This window comes from Actinoplanes sp. NPDC049802, from assembly GCF_040656595.1.
GTDB lineage: Bacteria > Actinomycetota > Actinomycetes > Mycobacteriales > Micromonosporaceae > Actinoplanes.
Map to the genome: position 1 here is coordinate 1 of NZ_JBFAMR010000023.1, position 26,019 is coordinate 26,019.

The 26,019-nt window shown below is 71.3% G+C and carries 21 protein-coding genes; 6 read left to right on the forward strand and 15 right to left on the reverse strand.

Annotated elements, in window-relative coordinates; translation table 11 throughout:
• Positions 1 to 89 precede the first annotated feature (89 nt).
• Genes AB0I88_RS17800 through prmC form a run of 4 tightly spaced genes read right to left on the reverse strand, consistent with a single transcriptional unit; the run spans position 90 to position 3,120 of the window.
• Positions 90 to 1,010: an L-threonylcarbamoyladenylate synthase gene (locus AB0I88_RS17800; protein WP_361024968.1), complete on the reverse strand. Its 921-nt coding sequence runs from the start codon at positions 1,008 to 1,010 to the stop codon at positions 90 to 92.
• Positions 1,011 to 1,025: 15 nt separating this feature from the next.
• Positions 1,026 to 1,622, reverse strand: coding sequence for a phosphotyrosine protein phosphatase (locus tag AB0I88_RS17805; RefSeq protein ID WP_361024970.1), 597 nt, complete (start codon positions 1,620 to 1,622; stop codon positions 1,026 to 1,028).
• Between the two features lies 1 nt (position 1,623).
• Complete coding sequence (locus tag AB0I88_RS17810) at positions 1,624 to 2,268, reverse strand: L-threonylcarbamoyladenylate synthase (RefSeq protein ID WP_361025260.1); 645 nt, start codon at positions 2,266 to 2,268, stop codon at positions 1,624 to 1,626.
• A 36-nt stretch (positions 2,269 to 2,304) separates the two neighbouring features.
• Entirely contained in the window at positions 2,305 to 3,120 is an 816-nt protein-coding gene (gene prmC, locus AB0I88_RS17815) for a peptide chain release factor N(5)-glutamine methyltransferase (RefSeq protein ID WP_361025263.1), read from the reverse strand.
• A 127-nt stretch (positions 3,121 to 3,247) separates the two neighbouring features.
• Between prmC and AB0I88_RS17820 the strand changes: the two genes are divergently transcribed.
• Together AB0I88_RS17820 and AB0I88_RS17825 are read left to right on the forward strand one after the other, a co-directional pair.
• Entirely contained in the window at positions 3,248 to 4,744 is a 1,497-nt protein-coding gene (locus AB0I88_RS17820; protein ID WP_361024973.1) for a GGDEF domain-containing protein, read from the forward strand.
• A complete protein-coding gene (locus AB0I88_RS17825) occupies positions 4,741 to 6,087 on the forward strand; it encodes a PQQ-binding-like beta-propeller repeat protein (protein ID WP_361024976.1) in 1,347 nt (448 codons plus the stop codon). The genes AB0I88_RS17820 and AB0I88_RS17825 overlap by 4 nt, the downstream gene beginning before the upstream one ends.
• Here AB0I88_RS17825 and prfA read toward each other — a convergent pair.
• Positions 6,071 to 7,162, reverse strand: coding sequence for a peptide chain release factor 1 (gene prfA, locus AB0I88_RS17830; RefSeq protein ID WP_361024979.1), 1,092 nt, complete (start codon positions 7,160 to 7,162; stop codon positions 6,071 to 6,073). The two genes, AB0I88_RS17825 and prfA, sit on opposite strands and share 17 nt — an antisense overlap.
• An 83-nt stretch (positions 7,163 to 7,245) precedes the next feature.
• Positions 7,246 to 7,470, reverse strand: a complete 225-nt coding sequence (gene rpmE / locus AB0I88_RS17835) for a 50S ribosomal protein L31 (RefSeq protein ID WP_183217236.1) — start codon at positions 7,468 to 7,470, stop codon at positions 7,246 to 7,248.
• Between the two features lie 199 nt (positions 7,471 to 7,669).
• Between rpmE and AB0I88_RS17840 the strand changes: the two genes are divergently transcribed.
• The 3 genes from AB0I88_RS17840 to AB0I88_RS17850 are packed head-to-tail and all read left to right on the forward strand — an operon-like array spanning position 7,670 to position 10,236.
• Entirely contained in the window at positions 7,670 to 8,710 is a 1,041-nt protein-coding gene (locus AB0I88_RS17840; protein WP_361024984.1) for an RNA ligase, read from the forward strand.
• Between the two features lie 10 nt (positions 8,711 to 8,720).
• Complete coding sequence (locus AB0I88_RS17845) at positions 8,721 to 9,617, forward strand: AAA family ATPase (protein ID WP_361024987.1); 897 nt, start codon at positions 8,721 to 8,723, stop codon at positions 9,615 to 9,617.
• Between the two features lies 1 nt (position 9,618).
• A complete protein-coding gene (locus AB0I88_RS17850; RefSeq protein ID WP_361024990.1) occupies positions 9,619 to 10,236 on the forward strand; it encodes an RNA ligase family protein in 618 nt (205 codons plus the stop codon).
• A 514-nt stretch (positions 10,237 to 10,750) separates the two neighbouring features.
• Here the strand turns inward: AB0I88_RS17850 and AB0I88_RS17855 are convergent.
• From AB0I88_RS17855 to AB0I88_RS17875, 5 genes are all read right to left on the reverse strand, one after another.
• Positions 10,751 to 11,917: a nitric oxide synthase oxygenase gene (locus AB0I88_RS17855; RefSeq protein WP_361024993.1), complete on the reverse strand. Its 1,167-nt coding sequence runs from the start codon at positions 11,915 to 11,917 to the stop codon at positions 10,751 to 10,753.
• Positions 11,918 to 12,050: 133 nt separating this feature from the next.
• On the reverse strand, positions 12,051 to 14,048 hold the full coding sequence (gene rho, locus AB0I88_RS17860) for a transcription termination factor Rho (RefSeq protein WP_361024996.1): 1,998 nt from the start codon (positions 14,046 to 14,048) through the stop codon (positions 12,051 to 12,053).
• 293 nt (positions 14,049 to 14,341) lie between these two features.
• Positions 14,342 to 15,286 (reverse strand): homoserine kinase, encoded by a 945-nt coding sequence (gene thrB / locus AB0I88_RS17865; RefSeq protein WP_361024999.1) that lies wholly within the window; start codon positions 15,284 to 15,286, stop codon positions 14,342 to 14,344.
• Positions 15,287 to 15,306: 20 nt separating this feature from the next.
• Positions 15,307 to 16,563 carry an MFS transporter gene (locus tag AB0I88_RS17870; protein WP_361025002.1) on the reverse strand — a complete coding sequence of 419 codons (1,257 nt, stop codon included), beginning with the start codon at positions 16,561 to 16,563 and terminating at the stop codon, positions 15,307 to 15,309.
• Between the two features lie 60 nt (positions 16,564 to 16,623).
• Positions 16,624 to 19,890: an efflux RND transporter permease subunit gene (locus tag AB0I88_RS17875; RefSeq protein WP_361025005.1), complete on the reverse strand. Its 3,267-nt coding sequence runs from the start codon at positions 19,888 to 19,890 to the stop codon at positions 16,624 to 16,626.
• A gap of 39 nt (positions 19,891 to 19,929) precedes the next feature.
• On the opposite strand from AB0I88_RS17875, the gene AB0I88_RS17880 reads away from it, so the two are divergent.
• Positions 19,930 to 20,481, forward strand: coding sequence for a MarR family transcriptional regulator (locus tag AB0I88_RS17880; RefSeq protein ID WP_361025008.1), 552 nt, complete (start codon positions 19,930 to 19,932; stop codon positions 20,479 to 20,481).
• Here the strand turns inward: AB0I88_RS17880 and thrC are convergent.
• The 4 genes from thrC to argS form a co-directional block, all read right to left on the reverse strand.
• Positions 20,478 to 21,527: a threonine synthase gene (thrC, locus tag AB0I88_RS17885; protein WP_361025011.1), complete on the reverse strand. Its 1,050-nt coding sequence runs from the start codon at positions 21,525 to 21,527 to the stop codon at positions 20,478 to 20,480. The genes AB0I88_RS17880 and thrC overlap by 4 nt on opposite strands.
• 93 nt (positions 21,528 to 21,620) lie before the next feature.
• Positions 21,621 to 22,919, reverse strand: a complete 1,299-nt coding sequence (locus AB0I88_RS17890; protein ID WP_361025014.1) for a homoserine dehydrogenase — start codon at positions 22,917 to 22,919, stop codon at positions 21,621 to 21,623.
• The gene (gene lysA / locus AB0I88_RS17895) at positions 22,916 to 24,301 is read right to left on the reverse strand and encodes a diaminopimelate decarboxylase (protein ID WP_361025017.1); all 1,386 of its coding nucleotides are present in this window, start codon (positions 24,299 to 24,301) and stop codon (positions 22,916 to 22,918) included. Before lysA ends, AB0I88_RS17890 begins: the two co-directional genes overlap by 4 nt.
• A gap of 3 nt (positions 24,302 to 24,304) precedes the next feature.
• The gene (gene argS / locus AB0I88_RS17900) at positions 24,305 to 25,969 is read right to left on the reverse strand and encodes an arginine--tRNA ligase (RefSeq protein WP_361025020.1); all 1,665 of its coding nucleotides are present in this window, start codon (positions 25,967 to 25,969) and stop codon (positions 24,305 to 24,307) included.
• Between the last annotated feature and the right edge of the window lie 50 nt (positions 25,970 to 26,019).

Genomic DNA, 26,019 nt, shown 5'->3' on the forward strand with positions numbered 1-26,019 from the left:
CCGGCTGGACGGCGGCCCGCCCATGCCCCGCCGCCCGGCCGCCGTGATCGTCGGCAACGTGGGCCGGCTCCAGGGCGGGGTGCGGCTGCTCAGCACTCCTGGATCAGGATCGTCGCGAAGCCCGCGTCGTCCAGGCGGTGCAGGGCGGCGTACAGGTCGGCGGCGTACTCCCGTGGGTCGGCGGAGAGCACCTCGGTGCCCTCGCCGCCCTCGTAGGTGAGCACGCCGACCGGCCCGGCCAGAGTGAAGCGGTCCACGCCGGTCACGTCCTCGCAGAGGATGACCGTGGCGCGTGGCGCGTAGTGGCGGCGGCTCATCCCCGGCGACGGGCGGGCCGTGCCGTCCACGGTCTCCGACTCCGGCAGCGCGATCGGGCCGGTGACGTCCCGCAGCACACGCAGCCCGAGCGCTCCCGGGCGCAGCAGCCGCGGCACCTCACCGGTCAGGTCCAGCACGGTCGACTCGATGCCCCACGAGCAGGCGCCACCGTCCAGCACCAGCGGGACGTCGGGCAGGCTGCGGATCACGTGCCCGGCGGTGGTCGGCGAGATGCCCTCGGAACGGTTCGCGCTGGGCGCCGCCAGCGGCAGGCCGGAGGCCCGCAGCAGGTCGAGGGCGACCGGATGGGCCGGAATCCGGACGGCGACCGTGTCGTTTGCCGCTCCGATGCCGGGCAGGTGGGCGGCCCGCCGCACGACGAGGGTCAGCGGGCCGGGCCAGAACGCCGCGGCCAGCTCGTCCGCCCGGTCCGGCCACTCGCCGGCCAGCTCACGCGCCGCCGCCACGTCGGGCACGTGCACGATCAGCGGGTTCCAGGTGGGACGGTTCTTCAGACGGTAGATCTCGGCGACCGCCTTCGCGGAGAAGGCGTCGGCGCCGAGGCCGTAGACGGTCTCGGTGGGAAAGGCCACCACCGAGCCGGCGCGCAGGATCTCCGCGGCCCGGCGCAGCCCTTCGGCGTCGGGCCGGACGACGCGGTTCGCGGCGGAGCCGATCACGGCACTGGACATCTGGATCGGCACCGGTCAGGGCAGCAGCAGCGCGGCGAGCGGCATCGTGGTGTCCTCGATCTCGTCGGCGACCCGCTGGAAGGTCTGGTCGCCACGGCCCCACGGGTCGTCCAGGTCGTCGGCGGCCTGCGGCGCGTCCGTGCCGCGGAGCCGGGCCACCTCCCCGACGATCGCGACGCCGCGGGCGCGCACCGCCTCCGGTTTCGCCTCGGCCGGCGGGAGCGCGGCGGCGTCGACCGCGCCGAGCAGCCGGCCGAACTCGCCGAGCACGAAGGTACGATCGGCGGCCTCCGGGCGCAGCGCCACCACGTAGTCGTACTGGTCGGCGGTGGCGGTGAGGATCAGGTCGGCGCCGTCGATGAAGTCGCCGCGCAGCTTGCGGGCCAGGAAGTCCTCGTCGGAGGCGCGGCGGGCGCGGACCAGCCGGGCCGCCGGCGGATTCATCTCCTCGCCCTCGTGCCAACCGCCGGTGCCGGCGCTCACGCTGCGCAGCAGCGCGTCGCCGTCGATGTCGCCGGCCCGGTCCCGGATCGCCCGGGCCAGCAGGCGCTCGGCCATCGGGGACCGGCAGATGTTGCCCATGCAGACGTGCAGAACGGTGAACGGAGGCAAATCAGGCCTGCCCATCAATGATGTCCGGAACCACGTCACGCAGCTTCTCCAGCGGGATGGCGCCGGCCCGCAGCACGCGGGGCAGGTCACCGGTGACGTCGACGATCGTGCTCGGCGCCGGGTCGGCGGCCGGGCCGGCCTCCAGGTAGACGCGAACCGTGTACTCCAACTGGTCGCGGGCCTCCTCGGCGGTCAGCGGCGCCGGCGAGCCGAGCTTGTTGCCGGCGGTGACCGCCATCGGGCCGACCTCACGCAGCACCTCGAGAGCCACCGGGTGCAGCGGCATCCGCACCGCCACCTGGCCGCCGGTGTCGCCGAGATCCCAGCTCAGGCTGGGCGAGTGCTCCACGATGATGGTGAGCGCGCCGGGCCAGAACGCGTCGGCCAGCTCCCGGGCCGCGCGGGGCAGCGAATACACCAGCCCGTCCAGGGTGTGCCGCGAGCCGACCAGCACCGGCGGCGGCACCCGGCGATCCGAGCCGCGGGCGTGGTGCAGCTGATTGACGGCGTGCGGCGCGAAGGCGTCGGCGCCCACCCCGTAGACGGTGTCGGTGGGGATCACCACGAGCTCGCCGCCCTTGGCCGCCTCGACCGCGGCGGCGACGCCACGGTCCCGGTCCGTGACGGTGGAGCAGTCGTAGAGCATCACGAGATGCAGTCTGCCATGCGGCTACACGGTGCCCTACCGGCGGCGTGCGGTCGCGTACCGGGGACGGCCGTTGAGGTCCTCGTGCGCGGCCACCTCGGTGAAGCGGCCGTCCGCCCGCAGCAGCGCGGGCACCGCCTCCCGGTGCACGTCGTCGTGCTCGATCCCGACCGAGCCACCCGGCTTGAGCAGGGCGGCGGCCAGCTCGACGACCGGCCGGATCACGGTCAGCCCGTCGCCGCCGCCGAAGACCGCCTCGGCCGGGTCGTGGCCGGACACCTCCGGCGGGACCGGGGTGCCGTCCGGCACGTACGGCGGGTTGCACAGCAGCACGTCCACCGCGCCGTGCAGGCCGGACAGCAGCCCCGGGTCGGTGACGTCCCCGGCCACCACCTCGATCACCGGATGGGACGCGGTGTTGCGGCGCAGCCAGGTCAGCGCCGCCGGGGATCGTTCCACGGCGATCACCCGGCCGGCTCTCGTCTCGTCGGCGATCGACACCGCGATGGCGCCGCTGCCGCTGCACAGATCGACCACCACGGCGCCCGGGCCGGTACGGGCCACCCCCCAGCCGGCCAGCAGCTCGGTCTCCGGCCGGGGTACGAAGACGCCGTCGCCGACCGCCAGCTCCACGTACCGGAACGCGGCCGTGCCGAGCAGGTGCTGCAACGGGATCCGGCGGGCCCGCTCGGCGACCAGCTCACGGAACCGGTCCACCTCGACGGCACGGATCGAGTCGATCAGCAGCAACCGCCCGCGCGGCACCCCCAGCACGTGGGCGACCAGCTGCTCGGCGTCGGCCCGCGGCGACGCCACCCCGGCCGCCGCGAGATCGGCCGTGGCGGCAGCCAGCACCGGTGCCAGCCGGGTCCGATCCGTGCCTTCACGGGGGTGTTCGTGTCGCGGTGTCACGGCATAATCATGAGACGTCGCGGACGCGGGGCAGCCGGCGACCCGCCGAGGCCGTGGGAGGCGCCTGGTGAGTTGGTTGGACCAGCTCGCGGAACACGTCGAGGATCTCCGCCGCGCGGGACATCTGCAGCAGAACGGGCAGTCCGCGCAGGCGCTGCCGATTCTCGACGCGGTGCTCTCCTCCGCCTCCGATCCGACCACCCGGGCGTATGCGCTGGTGCAGCGGTTCGGCGCGCTGATCAACCTGGGGCGGCTGGCCGAGCTGGCGGTCGCGATGGCCGCCGCGGCAGAGGCGGTCCGTGAGGTGCCCGACCCTTATCTGCGCGGCCAACTGCACGCGTTCGCGGCCGTCGGCGCCCACCTGCAGAGCAACCTGGACCGTGGCGTCACCCACCTGGTGCAGGCGTCGCGGGCGCTGGCCGCCGTCCCGGAAGGCGACGCGGAGACCGCCTGGGGCTGGCACGACCTCGCCATGGCGTACTCGTACCTGGGTTTTCACGGCCAGGCGCTGACCGCCATCGAGCAGGCCCGGGAGGCGGGGGCGGCCGCCGGCCTGGCGTCCGAGGTGTTCGCCGCGCCCGGCATCCGCCTGCGCAACGCCGTGGCGCTGGACCATCAGGGCGACACCGACGGCTGCCTGCGGGTGCTCCGCGACATCGACGCCGAGCTGTCCCGTTACGTCGCCACCGATCAGCTGCGCCCGGGCAGCCGGGCCGTCTACGGTTACGCGCTGGCCCGCCGCGCCGCCCTCGGCGAGCCGACCGGAGCCGACGCCGCCCGCTGGCTGACCGGCGGTGGTGACAGTGTCCGGACCCGGGACCTGCGGCACCTCGGCGCGGTCTGCCTGGCGATCGCGTCCGGCAAGCCGGAGCGGGCGCTGACCCTGTTGCAGGCGGTGCCGGTCTCCGCCGAGGTGCTGGGCGCGCCCGAGCCGGCCCGGCTGCGCAGCATCTGCCACGCCAGCGCCGGCGACCACGCCGCCGCGCACGCCGCCGACCGGTACGCGTTCCGCCTCGCCGCCCAGCGCATCGACCAGCTCCGGGACGGCTATCTGGACGGTGTCGCCGCCCGGCTGGACGCCCAGGAGACCCACCGCGACCCCGGCCGGTACGGCGACGAGACACTCATCGACCCGCTCACCGGGCTACCCAACCGCCGCCAACTGGAGCGTTATGTGGACAGCCTGCTGTCGCGCGGCGAACGGGCCGCGGTCGGCGTCTGCGACGTGGTCGGATTCACCTCGGTCAACATGCGGCACGGCCGGCACTGCGGCGACCTGGTGCTCCAGCGGATCGCCGGGGTGCTGCACCGGGTGATGCGCCGCGGCGACTTCGTGGCCCGGTTCGCCGGTGACGAGTTCGTGCTGGTCCTGCCGGGCGCCGGCCCGCATCAGGCGGCCGAGGTGTCCCGCCGGATCGGCGCGGCCGCGACCGCGGAGAACTGGCAGGCGCTGGTCCCGGGCACCCCGATCGGGCTGGCTTCGGGCTGGTCCGAGGTGGGCGCCCACGGCCGTGGGCTGAGCGCCGCGCTGGCGGCCGCGGCGGCGAGCCGGAAACCGACATGACCGTGATCGAGCTGGGTGACGTCAGCGGGGTTCCGGCCGACTCACCGGAGTCGGCGCCGAGGGCCGAGTTCCGGCAGGGCTCGGTGCGGCGGATGGCTCTGATCGGCCTCGCGCTGCTGTGTGCCGTGCTGCTGGGCGCGTCGGCCCGGCCGGTGCCGGCCGGGTTCCGCCAGCTGTGGTCGGCCCCGTTCGGCCAGAACGACACCATGGCGATCCGCGACGACGTCGTCTACGTGCACCGGGACGACGGCGGCGGGGCCCGGCTGACGGCGTACGCCGTGGAGACCGGCAAGGTCCTCTGGGAGCGTGACACCGGCACTCAGATGTCCTGGCTGCACGCCGGGCAGAACCAGGAGGTGCTGCTCATCCCCGGCGACGAGCAGACCGTCGAGGTCGAGTTCGAGGACGGCAGCTACGGGGTGGAGATCTTCGGCGGTACGGTGACGGCGATGGACCCCGCGACCGGCGAGCGGCTGTGGAAGCATCCCGGCACCCTGAAGGGGTCCGACACCGGCGACACGGTCCTGCTGCACGAGTACGACCGGAAGAATCTGATCGCGATCCGGCTGGTCCGGGCCCGGGACGGCTCCGTCGTCTGGGAGCGCCGCCTCAAGGGCGCGGAGACCGCGATGCTCCAGCTCGACGGGACGGCCCCGGCACACGTCGTGGTGCTCGGCGCCGCCGGCGAGACGACCGTGCTGCGCTACGCCGACGGCGTCACCGCGGCGCAGCGCCGCCTGCCGTGGATCGAGCAGCAGCCGACGCTCGGGCGGGGCAGCTCGCTCTCCACGGCGACCGGGCTGGTGCTGGTCAACGACAACGTCACCCAGCGTCAGGGCAAGGTCACCGCCTACCGGGTGGGCACCCTGGAGCGGGCCTGGGAGCGGGAGACCGCCGAGAACCCGTATGTGCAGGACTGCGGCCCGGTGCTCTGCCTCGGCGACGGGACGAACGTCGTGGCCCTCGACCCGGCCTCCGGTGCGGAACGATGGCGCCGGTCCGGCTATCCGGGCGTGAGCCCGCTGCCCGACGACCGGGTGCTGATCAGCGGCACCGGGGAAGACGTCCAGCAGACCCTGATCCACGCCGAGGACGGCCGGGTGATCGGTGCCGGCGCCCGCGGCTACGTGCTCCACCACGACCGGGAGGCCGACATCATGATGCTGTCGCTCAGCCTGCCGCCGGACAACTCGCGATCTGTGCTGCGCCGCCTCGACCTGCGGACCGGCCGCTCCGTGGTGCTCGGCGTCATCCCGGTCGCCGGCGACGGCTTCTGCGGCGGTGACGGCCGCTACGTCGGCTGCCGCGACGGCGACCGGATCACCATCACTGACGTCGGCTGAGGTCGGTGTCCCCGGCGAGGCGGGCCGCCCGGTCGGCGCCGGCCAGCGCGTCCAGCACGCCGTCCAGTTCGCCGCCGAGCACCAGGTCGAGGTTGTAGGCGGTGTAGCCGATCCGGTGGTCGGTGATCCGGTTCTGCGGGAAGTTGTAGGTGCGCACCCGCTCGGACCGGTCGACCGTACGGACCTGGGCCTTCCGGGCGTCGCCGGCGGCCGCGTCGGCGGCCTCCTGTGCCTGGGCCAGCAGCCGGGACCGCAGGATCCGCATCGCCGACTCCTTGTTCTGGAGCTGGCTCTTCTCGTTCTGGCAGCTCACCACGGTGCCGGTGGGCAGGTGTGTGATCCGCACGGCGGAGTCGGTGGTGTTGACCGACTGCCCACCCGGGCCGGACGAGCGGTAGACGTCGATCCGCAGGTCACCGGCCTGGATGTCGATGTCGACCTCCTCCGCCTCGGGCAGCACCAGCACGCCGGCCGCCGAGGTGTGGATGCGGCCCTGCGACTCGGTGACCGGGACGCGCTGCACCCGGTGCACGCCGCCCTCCCACTTCATCCGCGACCAGACCCCGTGGCCGCCCTCCGGCACGCCCCGGGTCTTCACCGCGACCGAGATGTCCTTGACACCGCCGAGGTCCGACTCCTGGGAGTCGATCACCTCGACCACCCAGCCGCGGCGTTCGGCGTACCGGGTGTACATGCGCAGCAGATCACCGGCGAACAGCGCCGACTCCTGGCCGCCCTCGCCCGCCTTGATCTCGATGATCACGTCCTTGGCGTCGCTCGGGTCGCGCGGGATCAGCATCTCGCCGAGCTTCTCCTCCAGCGCGGGCAGCATGGCGGCGACCGCCTCGACCTCGGAGGCGAACGCCGGATCCTCGGCGGCCAGTTCCTTCGCGGCGACCAGGTCGGCGCGGGCGGCCTCCAGCTCCTGGTGCGCGGCGTACAGCGGGGCCAGCTCGGCGAAGCGGCGGCCGACCCGGCGGACCAGCGCCTGGTCGGCGTGGATCGACGGATCCTCCATCCGCTTCTCCAGGTCCACGTACTCGGCGAGAAGCGTGCTCAAACGGTCGTTACTCATCGAATCTCCCAAGCCAACGGAACCAGCGGGCCACATGCGAACGGCGCCCGCCCCGGAAACCGGGACGGGCGCCGTTGACGCGGTTACTTCTTCTTCGCGGCAGTGACCTTGGCGTACTTCGCCTGGAACTTCGCGACCCGGCCCGCGGTGTCGAGGACGCGCTGCTTGCCGGTGTAGAACGGGTGGCAGGCGCTGCAGGTCTCGACGCGGATCTCGCCGCCCTTCGCGGTGCTGCGGGTGGTGAAGGTGCTGCCGCAGGAGCAGACGACCTCGGTGGTCGAGTACTCGGGGTGGATGCCGCTCTTCATGTCTTCTCGGTCCCTCTCGATGATCGGGTCGCCGGGTCGCCCCACCGTTGTGACAAAGGCGTGAACCGGAACCCCTACTGGCCGATGTACCAGTCTGCCATGCCTCCCGTACCGGCCGGAAATCAGGAGGCGCAACCGGATTCATGCTGGTTAACGTGAGCGTCCCTCCGTTCATTCCACCCCCCTTGGCAGGCACCCCATGACGCTGCTCCGCGACGTCCTCGATCCGGTCGAGTTGACCGAGGCGATCGGAAACGGTCTGATCCGGACGCAGCGCCACCCCAGCCTGCCGTTCGTGATCTACAACTACACCGAGGCCTGCCAGTACAGCGGCGCCTGGACGCCGGTCACGCTGGCCTGCCGGGGCCTCATCGTCGACGCCGACGGCCGGATCGCGGCCCGGCCGATGAAAAAGTTCTTCAACCACACGGAGACCCAGGCGCCGGCCCTCGCGGCGGACGCGAAGGTGACCGTCACCGACAAACTGGACGGCAGCCTCGGCGTCATTTACCACGACGGCTCCGGCTACGCCGTCGCCACCCGCGGGTCCTTCGCCTCCGACCAGGCTCTGCACGCCACTGACCTTCTGCGTACGCGGTACGCGTCCTTCGTACCCCCGGCGGGTTTGACCGTGCTCGTGGAGATCATCTACCCGGGCAATCGCATCGTCGTGGACTACCAGGGCCTCGACGACCTGGTGCTGCTCGGGGCGGTGGACATCGCGACCGGCCGCAGCTTCGGCCCCGAGGCGGTGCCGGGATGGCCGGGCCCGGTGGTCGAGACGTTCGGCTACGCGAGCCTGACCGAGGCGCTGGCCGCCCCGCCGCGCGACGGCCGGGAGGGTCTGGTGGTGCACTTCACCGACGCCGACCAGCGGCTGAAGATCAAGTATGCGGATTACGTCCGGCTGCACCGCCTGGTCACCGGCCTCACCGCGCGCAGCGTGTGGGAGCTGCTGGTGACCGGCGGCGACCTGGACGCCCTGCTCGAGCCGCTGCCGGACGAGTTCCACGTCTGGGCGCGGGGCGTCGTGGCGGAGCTGACCGCGGAGGTCGAAAAGCGGGCGGCCGCGGTCGAGGCCGCCTACGCGATGATCGTCGCCGGCCTGCCGGAGGGCTGGGGCCGCAAGGAGTTCGCGATCGAGGCGGTGCGCAGCGAGCACCGCGCCGAACTGTTCCTGCGGCTGGACGGCAAGGATTACCGTCCCGGCCTGTGGCAGCGGGTCCGGCCGGCCGGTTGAGGGACTGGGGATGACACGACTTCTGATCACGCGCGGTCTGCCGGCCTCCGGCAAGACGACGTTCGCGCACAAGCTGCAGCCCGGCGTGGTCCGGGTCAACCGCGACGACCTGCGGCGCATGCTGCACGGCGGCCGCCTCTACACACAGGTGGCCGAGGGGCAGGTCACGCGCGCCCAGCGGGCCGCCGTGGAGGCGCTGCTGGGTGCCCGGGCCAGCGTCATCGTCGACGACACGAACCTGCGCGCCAAGACGGTCCGCGAGTGGGCCGAGATGGCGGCCCGGTTCGGCGCGTCGTTCGAGGTGCACGACTTCACCGACGTGCCGGTCGACGAGTGCGTCCGGCGCGACGCCGAGCGAGGCGAGGGCGACCGGGTCGGCGCGGACGCGATCCGCCGCCTGCACGACCGTTACCTGGCGGGGAAGAGGCTGCCGCTGCCGGTGCCGTTCGTCGACCCGGGTGGGCCGGGCGTGGTCTACCGGCCGGATCCGGGGCTGCCGGAGGCGGTGCTGGTCGACATCGACGGCACCGTCGCGCTGATGAACGGCCGCAGCCCGTACGACTGGCGCCGTGTCGGTGAGGACGAGCCGAATCCGTCGGTGATCACCGCGGTGCGGGCGATGCACGCCGCGGGGCACGCGATCGTCTTCTGCTCGGGGCGGGACGCGGTGTGCCGCGCCGAGACCGAGGCCTGGCTGGACCTGTTCGTCGGGGTGCCGTACGAAGGTCTGTTCATGCGGGCCGAGGGCGACAGCCGGAAGGACTCGATCGTCAAGCGGGAGATCTTCGACCGAGAGGTCAGGGAGCGCTGGCGGATCGTCGGAGTGTTCGACGACCGTCAACAGGTGGTACGCATGTGGCGGCAGCTCGGCCTGACCGTCTTCCAGGTGGCGGAGGGAGATTTCTAGGGTGAAATACCCGCGGACGTTCCATCTGCCCGACTCACCGGGAGCGACCGCTGACGACCGGATTCAGCGTGATCTGTCCTGGTTGGATGGCGAGCTCGTGGTGACCGAGAAGATGGACGGCGGCAACCTCACCTTCACCCGCGACACCATGTTCGCCCGCTCGCTCGACTCCGGCACCCACCCGTGGGACCGTCCGGCGAAGGCGCTGTGGGCGATGACGGCGTACCGGATCCCCGACGACTGGCGGGTCTGCGGCGAGTCCATGTGGGCTCGCCGCAGCGTCGCCTACACCGACCTGCCCGGCGTCTTCCTGGTCTTCGGCATCTGGGACGAGACGGACACACTGCTCGGCTGGGACGACACCGTCGACTGGGCGCGCCGTCTGGAGCTGCCGGTCGTCCCGGTCCTCTACCGCGGCGGCAGCCTCTCCGAGGCTCGCGCCGCCTGGGCCGCCCAGCGCACCGAGGACTGCTCGGAAGGCTTCGTGGTCCGCGCCGCCGGCCGCATCCCGGCGTCCGAATCCGATCGCAAACTCCTGAAGTGGGTCCGGCCCGGTCACGTCCGCACCGAGGCCGCCTGGCGTCATCGCGACGACTTCCCGGTCAACGAGTTCGCATAGCCTCTGCCGCGGCCTCAGCGCCCTTCTCACGCTTTCCCTTTCCGGTACGCCTACCCGTGCCCGCCGTGGGCATTCCGCGATCTCACTGCCCACTCACGCCCGCGACGCCCGCACCGGGCTGAGATCGGTGGTCCAGGCCCCGTACGCGCATCAAGACAGTCCCCCGGCTGGGCGTGAGCGCTGACCCTGCCGGCTTATCAATAAAGGCTCGCTACCAGCGCTTCGAACTCCAGCGTGCGGCACCGGCCGGCCGCCACACGCAACCACCGTCACGGTCACCGGCTGGCAGCACACGCGGAGACGAATCCCCGTCCGGGGAGACGGGACACGGATCACGGCCATCTGTGTTCCGCAGACGTGACACCGGCAACGGGTGTCGTCACACCCACCACGGGTGTCACGTTCTCCGAGCACACATCGGTTCTCCGAGCACACATCGCCCTGCACACCGGCCCTCCGGACGACAGGACGACAGGACGACAGGGTGAGAGAGGCGCCTGGGCCACGGCAGACGTCAGCCGCGGTAGGGGCAGCGGGATCCGTGCCGGGCCAGGTCGGCGGCGTCGTCGTCCAGGTAGAAGGCCGGGCGCTGGTCGAACTCGTCGTAGTAGCGGTGGAAGACCGGGGTGAGGCCGCCGGAGATGGGTGGGACGATCCAGGTCCAGTCGGCGGGCACACGGCGGCCGGCCTTCTCCTCGTTGCGCAGGTGGGTCATGAAGCGCTGCGACTCGGTGTGGTGGTCGCTCATCTTGACGCCCGCCTGTTCGAAGCTGTGCAGGACGGCCCGGTTGAGCTCGACGAGCGCCCGGTCCCGCCACAGCGTCGACTCCCGGCTGGTGTCCAGGCCCATCCGTGCGGCGACCAGCGGCAGCAGGTTGTATCGGTCGGCGTCGGCGAGGTTCCGGGCGCCGATCTCCGAGCCCATGTACCAGCCGTTGAACGGGGCGAGCGGATAGTGCACGCCGCCGACGGTGAGCCGCATGTTGGCGATCGCCGGGACGGCGTGCCAGCGCAGCCCCAGCTCGGCGAACCACGAGAACTCGGGATGGCTCAGCGGCACCTCGCGGATGGCGCGTTCGGGCAGTTCGTAGAGGCGCACCCCGTCGCCGGGTGTCTCGATGACCAGCGGCAGCACGTCGAACGCCTCACCCTTGCCCTGCCAGCCGTAGCCGCGGACGGCCGCCGTGAACTCGATGAGCCGTGGGTCGCCGACCGTGCCGCCGGCCTCGGTCCGGTACCCGGCGTAGCGGATGAGCTGCTCGTTCCAGACCCGGGCGTGCGGTTGACCGGGCAGGGCCGGGGCGAAGACGCTGATCACCGGCCGGATCTGCCCGGTTCCGGCGGTCTGCAGATGCTGCACCAGCAGGGAGTAGATCTCGTCGGCGGTCCGGGCCCGTCGCCGGTCCAGCACCATGAGGCTGCGCCAGTAGAGGCGCCCGATGCACCGGCCGGCGTTGCGCCAGGCCATCTTCGCGCCGTGGGTGAGTTCGTCGGTGGTATGCACGTAGCTGCCGGTCGCGGCGATCTGCGCGCGGACGATGGCGAGTCGCGGCTCGACCGGGCCGAGGCGGGGGTTCTCGGTGTAGCAGCACCGCAGGAAGTCCTCGGCCTCACCAGGGTCGACGGGTGAGCTCGGATCCCAGGGCTCGGCCGGATGGTCCCGGTAGCCGGGCACGATCATCGAGCGCCTCCGGATTGTCGAGGGATGGGGATACCGGAGGTTCGCACGACCCCGTAGCGGGCGAATCAGACAAGATGTGCGACAAAAGCGAAGCGGCCCACCCGATTGGGTGGGCCGCGTCGCATTCGGGTGGTTATTCGCCAGGCGTCGACTTGGCGATCTGCATCAGGAACTCGATGTTGGTCCGGGTCTGCTTGAGCCGGTCCATCAGGAGGTCCAGAGCCGCGCCGGACTCCAGCGAGCTGAGCACCTTGCGGAGCTTGTGGATGATCGCCAGCTCCTCCTTGCCCAGAAGGATCTCCTCCTTACGGGTGCTGGAGGCGGAGACGTCCACGGCCGGGAAGACCCGCTTGTCAGCGATCTTGCGGTCCAGCTTGAGCTCGGCGTTACCCGTGCCCTTGAACTCCTCGAAGATCACCGTGTCCATCATCGACCCGGTCTCCACCAGCGCGGTGGCGAGAATGGTCAGCGAGCCGCCGTTCTCGATGTTGCGCGCCGCGCCGAGGAACCGCTTCGGCGGGTAGAGCGCGGTCGAGTCGATACCACCCGACATGATCCGGCCGGACGCCGGAGCCGCCAGGTTGTACGACCGGCCGAGCCGGGTCACCGAGTCGAGCAGCACGACCACGTCGTGGCCCAGCTCGACCAGCCGCTTGGCCCGCTCGATGGCGAGCTCGGCGACCGTGGTGTGGTCCTGCGGCGGACGGTCGAACGTGGCCGCGATGACCTCGCCCTTCACCGTGCGCTGCATGTCGGTGACCTCTTCGGGCCGCTCGTCCACGAGTACGACCATCAGGTGGCACTCGGGGTTGTTGCGGGTGATCGCGTTGGCCAGGGCCTGCAGCACCATCGTCTTGCCGGCCTTCGGTGGCGAGACGATCAGCGCACGCTGCCCCTTGCCGATCGGCATCACCAGGTCGATGATGCGGGTCGTCAGGATGTGCGGCTCGGTCTCCAGCCGCAGACGCTCCTGCGGGTAGAGCGGCGTGAGCTTGTAGAACTCCGGACGCCGGCGGGCCTCGTCGGGTTCCATCCCGTTGATGGTGTCCAGGCGGACCAGCGGGTTGTACTTGTCCCGCCGCTGGCCGTCGTTGCCACCGTCGCGCGGCGCGGACCGCACCGCGCCGGTGACCGCGTCGCCTCGGCGCAGACCGTACTTCTTGACCTGTGACATCGAGACGTAGACGTCGTTCGCCCCGGAGAGGTAGCCGGTGGTGCGGACGAAGGCGTAGTTGTCCAGCACGTCCAGGATGCCGGCGACCGGGACGAGCACCTCGTCCTCGGCGACGTGCGGCTCCCGGCCCTCACGACGGTTGTCGTCGCGCTGGTCGCCGTCACGGTCGCGGCCCCGGCGACGGTCCCGGAAGCGGCTGCGCCGGCTCCGGCGACCGCCGTCGCCGTCGTTGTCGTCGTCGTCGTGACCCTGGTCGGCGCGCTGGCCACGGTCGTTGCCGCGGTCCTCACGCTGCTGGTTGTCACGCTGCTGGTTGTCCCGCTGACCGTCACGCTGGCTGTCCCGCTGACCGTCACGCTGGCTGTCCCGCTGACCGTCACGCTGGTTGCGCTGCCGGTCCCGGTTGCGCTCACCGCGCTCCGGCCGGTCGCCCCGCTCGGGGCGCTCGGTGGTCTCCACTGCGGGCGCGGGGGCCTCGGCCGGAGCCGGGGCGGCCTCCACGGTCGCCGTCTCCGGCTCGCGCGGCGCGGTTTCCCGGGGCTCCCGGGAAGCGCGCTCACGGCGGCTCCGGGCCGGGCGCTCGGCCGGAGCCGTCTCAGCCGGAGCCGCTGCGGTCTTGGGCGCCTCGACCGGCGCGACCTGCACCGGAGCGGCCTGTACCGGGGCCGGCTGCGCGGGGGCGGCGACAGCCTCGGAGCTGTTGGTACGCGGGCGCGGGGCCGGCTCGGCGGCAGGCGTTCCGCCGCTCTGGCGCTCGGTGATCGCGGCGATCAGCTCACCCTTGCGCATCCGGGCGGTGCCGGAGATGCCGAGGGAGGCGGCGAGGCTCTGCAACTCGGGCAGCAGCATCGCGGACAGCCCGGTGCCGCCCCGGCGGCGCTTCGTAGCGGTCGCGGTGGTGCCGGCGCCGTCAGCGACGTCAGAAACACCCGACGTCACGTCGGTGGTGTCGCTCAATGGATTCCTTCCGTCGGAAAAAGCCCGAAGTCACCCGGAACTGCAGCCTGGGCCGGGTGCCCTCGGAACCCGCTTCGCAACAGCGGCGCGGGAGTTGGTGCAGCACGGCAGCTCGACCGGTATCCCTGCCCGCCAGGGCTTGACGGGTAGGTCTCGGCGAGTGCAGCGATCTATGGATGCTGCCCGGCGTTTGCCTTGGTGAGAGTTGAGATAGGCCGTAGGCCAGAAATCTCGGGGGTGCGCCGAACCGCAGAGATCGCTTGCTTCGCGGCTGTGCTAGGTCTTGAGCGTAGTCAACTCGTGCGACCTGCGGCAACAGGGCCCCGCTCGGCGTGTTCCACCATACCCCCTTTCACACGAGCACCGGCGTCATCCACGCCCAGCACTTCGCTGTGCCAGTGCGCACCCGGTGCGAAATCGCCCGGGACCTCGGTCAACGCGAGCACGGTCGGGCCGGCCCCGCTGACCACGGCGGCCACTCCGGCCGAACGGAGAGCCGCCACCAGAGACGCCGTGCCCGGCATCCCCGGAGCACGGTAACTCTGATGCAGCCGGTCGTCGGTGGCCGGGAACAGCAGGGCCGGATCCGTGGTGAGCGCGTGCGTGAGCAGGGCGGCCCGCCCCGCGTTGAACGACGCGTCATGGTGCGGGACCTCCGGCGGCAGCGCGGCGCGCGCGGAAGCCGTATACCCCAACTCGGCGGGAATGAAAACGGTGGGGCGCACGCCCGCTGCCGGGACCAGGGAGACCGCGCGGGCGCCCGTCTCCTCGGTCCACGCGATGGTGAACCCGCCGAGCAGGCAGGGCGCCACGTTGTCGGGGTGGCCCTCGAGACGCGCCGCGATCCGTAGCGCGGCCGCGTCGTCGATCAGCTCCAGACCGCCCTCGATCAGGCCGCGGGCCAACTGCACGCCGCCCACGATGGCCGCCGAGGAGCTGCCCATGCCACGGGCCTGCGGGATCCGGTTGACGCACTCGACGGCGACGCCCGGCGGCCGCTGCCCGGCCTCGTCGAAGGTCGCGAGCATGGCACGGACCACCAGATGGTCGGGGCCGGACGGCAACTGGCCGGCGCCCTCACCGTGCACCGTGACGGTGTAGGAGTCGCCGGTGATCCGGGCGGTCAGATCGTCGTACAGCGTCAGAGCCAGGCCCAGGGCGTCGAAGCCGGGACCCAGATTCGCGCTGGTCGCCGGCGTGCTGACGGAGACCGGTTCGGTGACGAAGGACAAGCCCATCGCCACATGCTAGGGGTTGATCATTTCGGGGGAGGCTCCCCGGTCCCGGTAATCCCGAATGACGGCTCGGTGGAGGGCCTGAGCCGGCGGGTCGCCAGCCGCCATCCGATCGCATAGGTCAGCGTGATCGACGCGCAACCCGCGATGATCCACTCCGGGTCGACCCGGTCGATGAACGCGCCCGCGGCCAGCTGGCTCACCGCGATCGCGACCGTCGCCAGCATCATGTCGGTGGCGAAGACCCGGCCGCGCAGCCCGTCCGGGACCTCGCCCTGGAGCGCGAAATTGGACAGCACCCAGTTGCTGCCGCCGGCGAAGTGCGCCACGAAGACCAGAGCCAGGGTGAGCGGGAACCACGGCGCGAAGGCGACACCCAGGTAGCCGACGCCGTACAGGCCCATGGACAGGGCCAGGCCGGGCAGCAGCCAGGACGGGCGGGTCAGCACCGGGCGCATCACCAGCGGGCCGACCAGGGCGCCCGCGCCGCGCAACGCGAACAGCAGCCCGGTGCCCATCGCTCCCGCCCCGTGCGCCGCCGCGATCAGCGGGAAGACGGTCAGCACGCCGTTGCCCAGGCCGACCGCCGACTTGACCGTCACCAGCGCACGCAGGCGGGGGCGGCGGGCGATGTGGCGCAGCGACTCGATCAGGGCGGGCAGAGCCCGCGGAGGCTCGCCGTCACCGCTGCGCGGCGCCTGCATCGGACGCCGGATCAGGGCGGTCAGCAGGCTTCCGGAGAGCAGGCAGGCAGCGGTCACCGCAAAGCAGGCGTACGGGCTGAAGACACTGCTGACGACGCCGCCGAGAGACGCGCCGACCACGGTCATGGTGCCCCACGCCGAGCCGGCGATGGTGTTCGCGGCCGGCAGGTCGGCGGCGTCCACCAGGTTGGGCAGGGCGGCCGACGCGGCCGGGGAGTAGAACGCCTTCGACACCGCGATGGCGCCGACCGCGACCAAGGCCAGCGGGGCGGTCGCCGCGGAGCGCACCGTGAACAGCAGCAGCACGGACACGAAGGCCGCGGCGTTCGACAGGATCAGGATCCTGCGACGGTCCAGCCGGTCGGCGACCGTGCCGGTGAACGGCAGCAGCAGCGCCAGGATGCCGGTGTCCACGGCCAGCACCAGCGCGCCCAGCGTGCCGCCGCCGGTCAGTTCGGGCAGCAGCACCAGCAGCGGCACCATGACGAACCAGTCGGCGCCGAAGACCACCAGCTCGGCGGCGAAGAGCCTGCGGAAGTCCCGGTTGCGGGTAAGGACCGAGAAGTCTGCTGGCACGTACCGGAGTCTAGATACGCCGATGCCCGGCCGCAGGGGCCGGGCATCGGATCTCGTCGCCTACTCGGCCGGCTTCGCCGGCTTGCGCGGCATCTTCAGCACCTCGAACTGGTCGGTGAGCCCGCGCAGCGCGGACTTCCCGCCGGTCTCCGGCGCCTCGTGCGCGCCACCGCTGGTCTCCGGGGCCGCGCCGGCCGTCACCAGGTCGTCGGCGGGCTCGTCGGCGGCGTGCTTCGGCTCGCCGGCGGCCTGGCCCTTGCGCAGCCGTTTCGCCTGCCGCTTGGCCCGGCTCTTCTCCTTGCGGTTCTCCACCATGGTGTAGAGCGTCGGCACCAGGACCAGGGTCAGCAGCGTCGAGCTGACCAGACCACCGATCACCACGACGGCCAGCGGCTGGGAGATGAAGCCGCCCTCGCCGGTCAGGCCCAGCGCCATCGGGATGAGCGCGAAGATGGTGGCGATCGCGGTCATCAGGATCGGGCGCAGCCGGTGCCGGCCGCCCTCGATCACCGCCTCCTGCACGCCGTACCCGGCGGCCCGGTAGTGGTTGATCAGGTCCATCAGGACGATGGCGTTGGTCACCACGATGCCGACCAGCATGAGTACACCGATCAGGGCGGGCACGCCGAGCGCGGTGCCGGTGACCAGCAGCAGGATGATCGCGCCGGTCGCCGCGAACGGGATCGACACCAGCAGGATCACCGGCTGGATCAGGCTCCGGAAGGTGGCCACCATGATCACGAAGACGATCGCGATGGCGGCGAGCACGGCCAGGCCGAGCTGCGAGAACGCCTCCTCCTGGTCGGCGCTGACGCCACCGATGGTCCACTCGGCGCCGGCCGGCAGTTCGAGTTCCTCCAGCGCGGCGGTCAGATCCTGGTTGATCTCGGTGAGGTTGTCGCCGGTGACCGCGCCGGTCACGGTGACGGTACGGCTGCCGTCCGCCCGGTTGATCTCGACCGCGCCGTCCACCTGCTTGACGTCGGCGACCTGGTCGAGCGGGACCACACCGCCCGGGGTGGGCAGCGGGACCGCACGCAGCGCGGCCGGGTCGGTGGGCGCCTTGCCGAACGAGACCACGACATCCTGGGTGGTGCCGTCGACGTTGATCTGGCCGGCCGGGGCGGAGCGGAACAGCGACGCCACGGTCTGAGCGATCTGCGCCTCGGTGAGGCCCACCTGCGCGGCGGCCTTGCGGTCCACCACCACGTCGAGGCGCGGCACGCTCTCGGCGAGCGAGGTGTCGACATCGGCGACCCCGGCCACCCCGGTCATCGCCGTACGGACCTGCTCGGTGGCCGCGGTCAGGACCTCGTTGTCGGGGGCGGTAACCGACACGGACAGTTGGCTGCTGCCGAGGCCGGAACCCTCCTGTCCGATCTTGATCTCACCGGCGCCGGACAGGGCGTCGAGCTTGGTGTCCAGTTCGTCGGAGATCTCCGCGGCGTCCGCGTCCTCCTCCAGGGCCACGTTGTAGGTGGCGGTGCCCGCCCCGCCGCCACCGGCGAACGGGTTGCCGGAGCTGCCGCCGACGGTCACCTGGTACGTCTTGACGCCGTCCTGGTCGGCCAGGACCGCCTCGACCTGCTTGGCCGCCTCGTCGGTGGCCGCCAGGCTGGTGCCGGCCGGCATCTCCTGGCTGATCGTGATGCTGTCCTGCCCCGACTCGTCGAGGAAGTTGGTCTCCAGCCGGGTGCTCAGGGCGAAGGTGCCGATCAGCACCGCGATGCCGATGAGCACCGTGGTCCAGCGCTTGGTGGTGGCGAAGCGGATCACCGGCAGGTAGCCGCGCTGCAGCGGACTGCGCAGTTCCTTCTCCTCGGCGGCCTTGCGGATCGCCTCGGTGTCGGCGCCGGCCGGCGGCGGCTTGAGGAACCAGTACGCCAGCACCGGCACGATCGTCAGCGACACCACGAGGGAGGCCAGCAGGGCCACCGTCACGGTGATCGCGAAGGACGAGAAGATCTGCCCGACCAGGCCGCCCACCAGCCCGATCGGCGCGAACACGGCGACCGTGGTGAGGGTCGAGGCGACCACCGCGCCGGCCACCTCACGAACCGCCGTGAGGATGGCGTGGACCTTCTCCTCGCCGTACTCGAGATGGCGTTTGATGTTTTCCAGGACGACGATCGAGTCGTCCACCACCCGGCCGATCGCGATGGTCAGCGCGCCCAGGGTGAGCAGGTTGAGGGTGAAGTCGCCGACCCAGAGCGCGATCAGCGCGATCAGCACGGACAGCGGGATGGACACCGCGGTCACCAGCGTGGACCGGACGCTCATCAGGAAGATCAGGATCACCACGACCGCCATCAGCAGGCCGAGCAGGCCCTCGGTGGTCAGGCTCTCGATCGAGCGCTCCACGTACGGCGCCTGGTCGGTGATGACGGTCAGTGTCGCGCCGGACGCCTGCTCCAGATCGAGCAGCATGTCCCGGACCTCGTGCGAGATCTCCACCGGGTTGCCGTCCGGCCGTGCGGTGACCGCGATGCCGAGGCTGTTCACCCCGTCGGTCCGCGTGTACGACTCGGCGGGCGGCAGCTTGCTCTCGACGGCGGCCACGTCACCGAGCCGGACCGGACCGCGTGAGCCGGTCAGGTACACGTTCTCCAGCTGCTCGGCCGTGGTGATCGGGGTGCCCACCTGCACGGTCAGCGACTTGTCGCCCTCGACCACGGTGCCGGCCGGGATGGAGACGCCGTTGGCCTGCAGCACCGTGGTGAGCGAGGCGGGGCTGACGCCGGCGGCGCCCATCTTCGCCATGTCCGGCGTGATCACCGTCTGCTCGGCGCGGGCGCCGGTGACCTGGGTGTCGCGGACGCCCTCGATGCCGTTGATCTCGGGCACCACGGTCTCGTTGAGCTTGGCGAGCAGCGCCGCCTCGTCGTTGTCACCGGACGACGCGGCCAGCACGATCGCCGGGATGTCGTCGGTGCCGCCCGCGAAGACGGCCGGGTCGACGTTCTCCGGAAGCTGCGACTGAATCCGGTTGACCGAGGTGGTCACCTGGTTGACCGCGGACTCGATGTCCGTGCCGAACTCGAAGAGCACGACGACGCTGGACACACTCTCCCGCGAGGTGGAGGTCACGCTGTCGATGCCGTCGATGCCCTTGACCGCGTCCTCGATCGGCTTGGTCACCTGGTCCTCGACCGCTTCCGGTGAGGCGCCGGGCAGCACCGCGCTCACGAACGCGGCGGGCAGCTCGATCGAGGGGAAGAGCTGCTGCTTGAGAGACGGGATGGCGTAGAGCCCGAAGCCACTGAGCACGATGGCGATCAGGGCGACGAGACCTCGGTTGGCAAGGCTTAGCCGTGTCAGACCTGACATTGGCGCTCCCCCGAGAAAGATTCGGTCGATACTGATAGTTTGCATGACGCGAACAAATGGTTTTCGATGGGGGTCCACTGGTACCGTCCGACATCGGATGGACCCGTACCGGCCATCAGCACGTCACAAAAGGAGCACGCGGTGGGCGAGAAAGAGCAGCTCATCGCAGATATCATGGGCGCACAGATCCGTCTGGAGCACCTGTTCGCCTCCGATCGGTCGGATCCGCTCTTCTCCTCACACCTGACCATGTCGCAGCTGAAGATCATGTTTTTGCTCGCCCGGCACGGCACGATGGCCGGCGGCGAGCTGGCCCGGATGATCGGTGTGGGAGCCGCCGCGCTCAGCGGCATGGTCGACCGGCTGGTCGTGCAGGAGCTCGTCACGCGCACCGAGGACGTGCACGACCGGCGTGTTCGCCGGATCGGGCTGACCAGGGCGGGCACCGAGCTCATCGAAGGCATCATCACCGCGGGCGCGGCCAAACAGCGCGAGCTCCTCAGCCGTCTCTCAGCCGAGGAGCTCGTGATCGTCGCTCAAGCGATGGCACTGCTGGTCCGGGAGGCCGCCGCGGGCGAACCACCGGGTTAGGCCAGGTCGAGGGCCTTCGCCGCGATCAGCGCGTCGTTCGCGATGACGGTCGGCGACGGGGCGGTGGAGATCGCCCACTCCGGGTCCTTCAGGCCGTGCCCGGTCACCGTGCAGACCACCCGGGAACCGGCCGGGACACGGCCGGCCGCCGCCTGCTGCAACAGCCCCGCCACGCTGGCCGCGCTGCCCAGCTCGACGAAGACGCCCACCTCACGGGCCAGCAGCCGGTACGCGTTCAGAATGTCCCGGTCGGTGACCGCCGAGATCAGGCCACCCGAGGCGTCCCGCGCGTCCAGCGCCTTGGTCCAGCTGGCCGGGTTGCCGATCCGGATCGCGGTGGCGATCGTCGACGGGTGCTCGACCACCTTGCCGTTCACGATCGGGGCGGCGCCGGAGGCCTGGAAGCCGTACATCTTCGGCAGCCTCGTCGAGTTTCCGGCCTCCTTGTCCTCCTGGTAGCCCATCCAGTAGGCGGAGATGTTGCCGGCGTTGCCGACCGGAAGGCAGTGGATGTCCGGAGCGTCCCCGAGCGCCTCGACGATCTCGAAGGACGCCGTCTTCTGGCCGTGCAGCCGGAAGATGTTCACCGAGTTGACCAGCGCGACCGGGTAGTCCTGGGACAGCTTCGAGGCCAGCGCCAGACAGTCGTCGAAGTTGCCGTCCACCTGGAGCAGCCGGGCGCCGTGCACGAGCGCCTGGGCCAGCTTGCCCAGCGCGATCTTGCCCTGGGGCACGAGCACCGCGCAGGTGATGCCGGCACGTGCCGCGTACGCCGCGGCGGAGGCGCTGGTGTTGCCGGTCGAGGCGCAGATGATCGCCTTGGCGCCCTCCTCGACGGCCTTCGACACGGCCATCGTCATGCCCCGGTCCTTGAACGAGCCGGTCGGGTTGGCGCCCTCCACCTTGAGGTAGACGTCGGCGCCCGTCCGCTGGGACAGCACCGGCGCCGGCACCAGCGGGGTGTTCCCCTCGTGCAACGAGACCACCGGGGTGGCGCCGGTGACCGGCAGCCGGTCCCGATACGCCTCGATCAAGCCCCGCCACATGGCCGTACTCCTCACTCGCGTGTCGATCTTCGGGAATTGCAGGCCATTATTCAGGACGGTTACGGACGGCCCCGACGTTGTCCGGTCGCACCATCAGCCGGCCCCGCCCTCGACCCGCAGCACGCTGGCGATCGAACGGACGATGTCCAGCCGGGACAGCGACTCCACCGTGGCGGCGAGAGCCGCGTCCGGCGCGCTGTGCGTGACGATGACCAGCTTCGCGTCGTCCGCGCGGCCGGACTGACGGACCGTCGCGATGGACACCTCGTGCTGCGCGAACACCCCGGCCACGCTGGCCAGGACGCCCGGCTTCTCGGCCACGTCCAGGCTGATGTGGTAGCGGGTCAGCGACTCGCCGATCGGGCGGACCCGCAACTGGGCGTAATTGCTCTCGCTCGGGGCCCGGGCACCGGTCAGCCGGTTGCGGGCCGCCGCCACGATGTCGCCGAGGACCGCGCTGGCGGTCGGCCGGCCACCGGCGCCCCGCCCGTAGAACATCAGCGGGCCGGCCGCCTCGGTCTCCACGAACACCGCGTTGAAGGCGTCGCCCACCCCGGCCAGCGGGTGGCTGAGCGGGATCATCGCCGGGTGCACCCGGACGGAGACCGAATCGGGGCCCCGCTGCGCGATGCACAGCAGCTTGATGGTGCAGCCCATCTCCTTGGCGCTGGCCATGTCGCCGGCGGTCACCGCGGTCATGCCCTCACGGAACACGTCGGCCGCGGTGACCCGGGTGTGGAACGCCAGGGAGGCGAGGATGGCGGCCTTCGCGGCGGCGTCGAAACCCTCGACGTCCGCGGTGGGGTCGGCCTCCGCGTACCCCAGCTCGGTGGCTTCCTCGAGGGCCTCGTTGAAGCCCGCGCCGGTCGTGGCCATGGAGGAGAGGATGAAGTTGGTCGTGCCGTTCACGATGCCGGTGACCGCGGTCACGCGGTCCCCGTGCAGCGACTCGCGCAGCGGGCGCAGCAGCGGGATCGCGCCGGCCACCGACGCCTCGTAGTAGAGATCGGCGCCGCCCTCGGCGGCGGCGTCGTGCAGCGCGCCGCCGTCCTCGGCGAGCAGCGCCTTGTTGGCCGTGATGACGCTCTTGCCGGCCCTCAGCGCCTCGACCAGCCAGGTGCGGGCCGGCTCGATGCCGCCGACGACCTCGATCACCACGTCCACGTCGTCACGCTTGATCAGGCCGAGAGCGTCGGTCGTGAACAGCGACGGGTCGACCGGGAGGTCGCCGCGCTCACGGCCGGGACGCCGCACCGCGATGCCGGCGATTTCCAGAGGGGCGCCGATCCGGGCGGTCAGGTCCTCCCGCTGCTCGTGCAGCAGACGGACCACCTCGGAACCGACGATGCCGCACCCCAGCAGGGCGAGGCGGACCGATTTGGCGGGGCTCATCCAACATCCAATGCAAGCAGGTCGTCCTCGGTCTCCCGCCGCACGATGACGCGGGCCGCGCCGTCGCGCACCGCCACCACGGGTGGACGAGGAACGTGGTTGTAGTTGCTGGCCATACTCCGGCAGTAGGCGCCGGTCCCGGGGACCGCGATAAGATCTCCGGGCTGCACGTCGGCGGGCAGGAATTCATCCTTCACGACGATGTCCCCGGACTCACAATGTTTTCCCACCACTCGGGCCAACATGGGGGCGCCGGCGCTGCTGCGGTTCGCGAGCGTCGCCGAGTAGGAGGCGTCGTAGAGGGCGGTCCGGATGTTGTCGCTCATGCCGCCGTCGACGCTCACGTAGGTGCGGATGCCGTCGACGTCCTTGACCGTGCCCACCTCGTACAACGTGAGGACCGCCGGGCCCACGACGGCCCGGCCCGGCTCGATCGACAGATGCGGCTTGCGCAGCGACGCCAGCTCGCACTCCGACTCGACGATCTTGTTGATCCGCTTGGCCAGATCGCCCGGAGTCGAGGGATCGTCCTGGGTGGTGTAGGCGATGCCGAACCCGCCGCCCAGATCCAGCTCCGGCAGCTCCACCCCGCGCGCGTCCCGGATCTGCGCCTGCAGCTCCAGGATCCGCCGGGCGGCCACCTCGAACCCGCTCGTGTCGAAGATCTGCGAGCCGATGTGCGAGTGCAGGCCGCGCAGGTCGAGCACGCCCTCGTCGAGGATCTGCGCGGCGGCCGCGAACGCCGCCCCGCCGGCCAGCGAGAAACCGAACTTCTGGTCCTCGTGCGCGGTCGCGATGAACTCGTGAGTGTGCGCCTCGACGCCGACGGTCACCCGCAGCAGCACGCCGGGCCGTTTGTTCAGCTCGCCGGCGAGCGCGGTCAGGCGGGCGATCTCGTGGAACGAGTCGACGATGATCCGGCCCACCCCGGCCTCCAGGGCCCGGCGCAGCTCGCTCTCCGACTTGTTGTTGCCGTGGAAACCGATCCGCTCCGCCGGGAAACCGGCCGCCAGCGCCACCGCCAGCTCGCCGCCGGAACAGACGTCGAGGAAGAGCCCCTCCTCCTCGACGATCCGCACCACGGCCTTGCAGAGGAACGACTTGCCGGCGTAGTAGACGTCGGCCTCGGCGAAGGCGGCCACGAAGTCCCGGCAGCGGGCCCGCAGATCCTCCTCGTCCAGCAGATAGGCCGGCGTGCCGTAGTCGGCCGCCAGATCCTGGACGTCCACCCCGCCGATCTGCAGAGACCCGGCCCCGGTGCGGCTCACGGTCCGCGGCCACAGTTGCGGCACGAGGGCGTTCACGTCCTCCGGGGTACGCAGCCAGGCCGGCCCGCGGCTGCCGAGGTCACCGTGCAGGGCCCCGGCCTCGTGTGCGCGCATGCCTTACATCCTCTCCGGAGCGGAGACCCCGAGGAGGGCCAAACCGTTCGCGATCACCGTACGAGTGGCGTCGTTGAGCCACAGCCGGGCCCGGTGAGTCTCCGTGATCGGGTCGTCGCCCTTGGGGCTCACCAGGCACTTGTCGTAGAACCGGTGGTACGCCCCCGCGACCTCCTCGAGGTAACGGGCCACGTGGTGCGGCGCCCGCTGCTCGGCGGCCCGGGCCACCACATCGGGGTACTCGTTGAGCGCCTTGAGGAGATCGTTCTCCTTCTCGTGGCTGAGCAGCTCCGGTTTGAAGTCCTCCGGCGTGCCCCGGGTGACGCCCTTGTCGTTCGCGTTGACCGCGACGTTCCAGGTCCGGGCCGCCACGTACTGCACGTAGTAGACCGGGTTGTCCCTGGTCGCCCGGGTCCACAGGTCGATGTCGATGTCGATCGGGGAGTCCGAGGAGTAGCGGGCCAGCGCGTACCGGGTGGCGTCCACGCCGAGCGCCTCGACGAAGTCCTCCAGGGTGACCACGGTCCCGGCACGCTTGCTCATCCGCACCGGCTCACCGTCGCGGACCAGGTTGACCATCTGGCCGATCAGGATCTCCAGATTCTTCTCCGGGTCGTCGCCGAAGCACGCGGACATCGCCTTCATCCGGCCGATGTAGCCGTGATGGTCGGCGCCCAGCATGATCACGATCCGGTCGAAGCCCCGCTTGCGCTTGTCCAGGTAGTAGGCGCAGTCGGCGGCGAAATACGTCCAGTCGCCGTCGGACTTGCGCAGCACCCGGTCCTTGTCGTCACCGAAGTCGGTGGTGCGCAGCCAGGTGGCCCCGTCCTGTTCGAACACGCGCCCCTGCTCACGCAGCCGGTCCAGGGCCTCCTGGAGCTCACCGCGGTCGTGCAGGTCCTTCTCGTTGAAGTAGGTGTCGAAGTGCACGCCGAACTCGGCCAGCGTCTTCTTGATCTCGGCGAACATCAGCTCGACGCCGACCCGCCGGAACGTCTCCTGCGCGGCCTCCGGCTCCTGGGACAGCACGTCCGGCTCGGCCTCGACCACATCGGCCGCGATCTCGGCGATGTAGGCGCCGCCGTAGCCGTCCTCCGGGGCGGGCTCACCCTTCGCGGCGGCCAGCAGAGAGCGGGCGAACCGGTCGATCTGCGCGCCGGCGTCGTTGAAGTAGTACTCCGTGCCGACGTCCGCGCCGGCGGTGCGCAGCACCCGGGAGAGGGCGTCGCCGACGGCGGCCCAGCGAACCCCGCCGATGTGCACCGGCCCGGTCGGGTTGGCCGACACGAACTCCAGGTTGACGCGCTCCCCGGCGAGCCGCTCGGTCCGCCCGTAGGCGGAACCGGCGAGCACGATGTCGCGGGCCAGCACACCGGCCGCGGCGGCGTCGAGCCGGATGTTCAGAAAACCGGGACCCGCGATCTCCACCGACTTGATGCCGTCCCGGCGGCCCAGCTCCTCGGCCAGCGCCGAGGCCAGCTCACGCGGGGCGACCCCGACCTTCTTGCCCAGCTGGAGGGCGAGCGTCGAGGCGTAGTCGCCGTGCTCGGGGTTACGCGGCCGCTCCACCGATGTCGTGTCGGGCAGCGCTCCGACGTCGAGTCCACGCGTCTCGAAAACGGCACGAGCGGCTGAGAGAACGGTGTCAGCAAGGTTGGCGGGAGTCACTCAACCATGCTATCGGGGGTAGACTTCGGCGTTCGGCGGCCACCCGCGCC

Bases quoted from the DNA above. Each gene is read 5' to 3' on its own strand.
- AB0I88_RS17800 (WP_361024968.1), bottom strand. From the start codon at position 1,010: ATGTCCAGTGCCGTGATCGGCTCCGCCGCGAACCGCGTCGTCCGGCCC.
- AB0I88_RS17810 (WP_361025260.1), bottom strand. From the start codon at position 2,268: ATGCTCTACGACTGCTCCACCGTCACGGACCGGGACCGTGGCGTCGCC.
- AB0I88_RS17825 (WP_361024976.1), top strand. From the start codon at position 4,741: ATGACCGTGATCGAGCTGGGTGACGTCAGCGGGGTTCCGGCCGACTCA.
- prfA (WP_361024979.1), bottom strand. From the start codon at position 7,162: ATGAGTAACGACCGTTTGAGCACGCTTCTCGCCGAGTACGTGGACCTG.
- rpmE (WP_183217236.1), bottom strand. From the start codon at position 7,470: ATGAAGAGCGGCATCCACCCCGAGTACTCGACCACCGAGGTCGTCTGC.
- AB0I88_RS17840 (WP_361024984.1), top strand. From the start codon at position 7,670: ATGACGCTGCTCCGCGACGTCCTCGATCCGGTCGAGTTGACCGAGGCG.
- AB0I88_RS17845 (WP_361024987.1), top strand. From the start codon at position 8,721: ATGACACGACTTCTGATCACGCGCGGTCTGCCGGCCTCCGGCAAGACG.
- AB0I88_RS17855 (WP_361024993.1), bottom strand. From the start codon at position 11,917: ATGATCGTGCCCGGCTACCGGGACCATCCGGCCGAGCCCTGGGATCCG.
- thrB (WP_361024999.1), bottom strand. From the start codon at position 15,286: ATGGGCTTGTCCTTCGTCACCGAACCGGTCTCCGTCAGCACGCCGGCG.
- AB0I88_RS17875 (WP_361025005.1), bottom strand. From the start codon at position 19,890: ATGTCAGGTCTGACACGGCTAAGCCTTGCCAACCGAGGTCTCGTCGCC.
- thrC (WP_361025011.1), bottom strand. From the start codon at position 21,527: ATGTGGCGGGGCTTGATCGAGGCGTATCGGGACCGGCTGCCGGTCACC.
- AB0I88_RS17890 (WP_361025014.1), bottom strand. From the start codon at position 22,919: ATGAGCCCCGCCAAATCGGTCCGCCTCGCCCTGCTGGGGTGCGGCATC.
- lysA (WP_361025017.1), bottom strand. From the start codon at position 24,301: ATGCGCGCACACGAGGCCGGGGCCCTGCACGGTGACCTCGGCAGCCGC.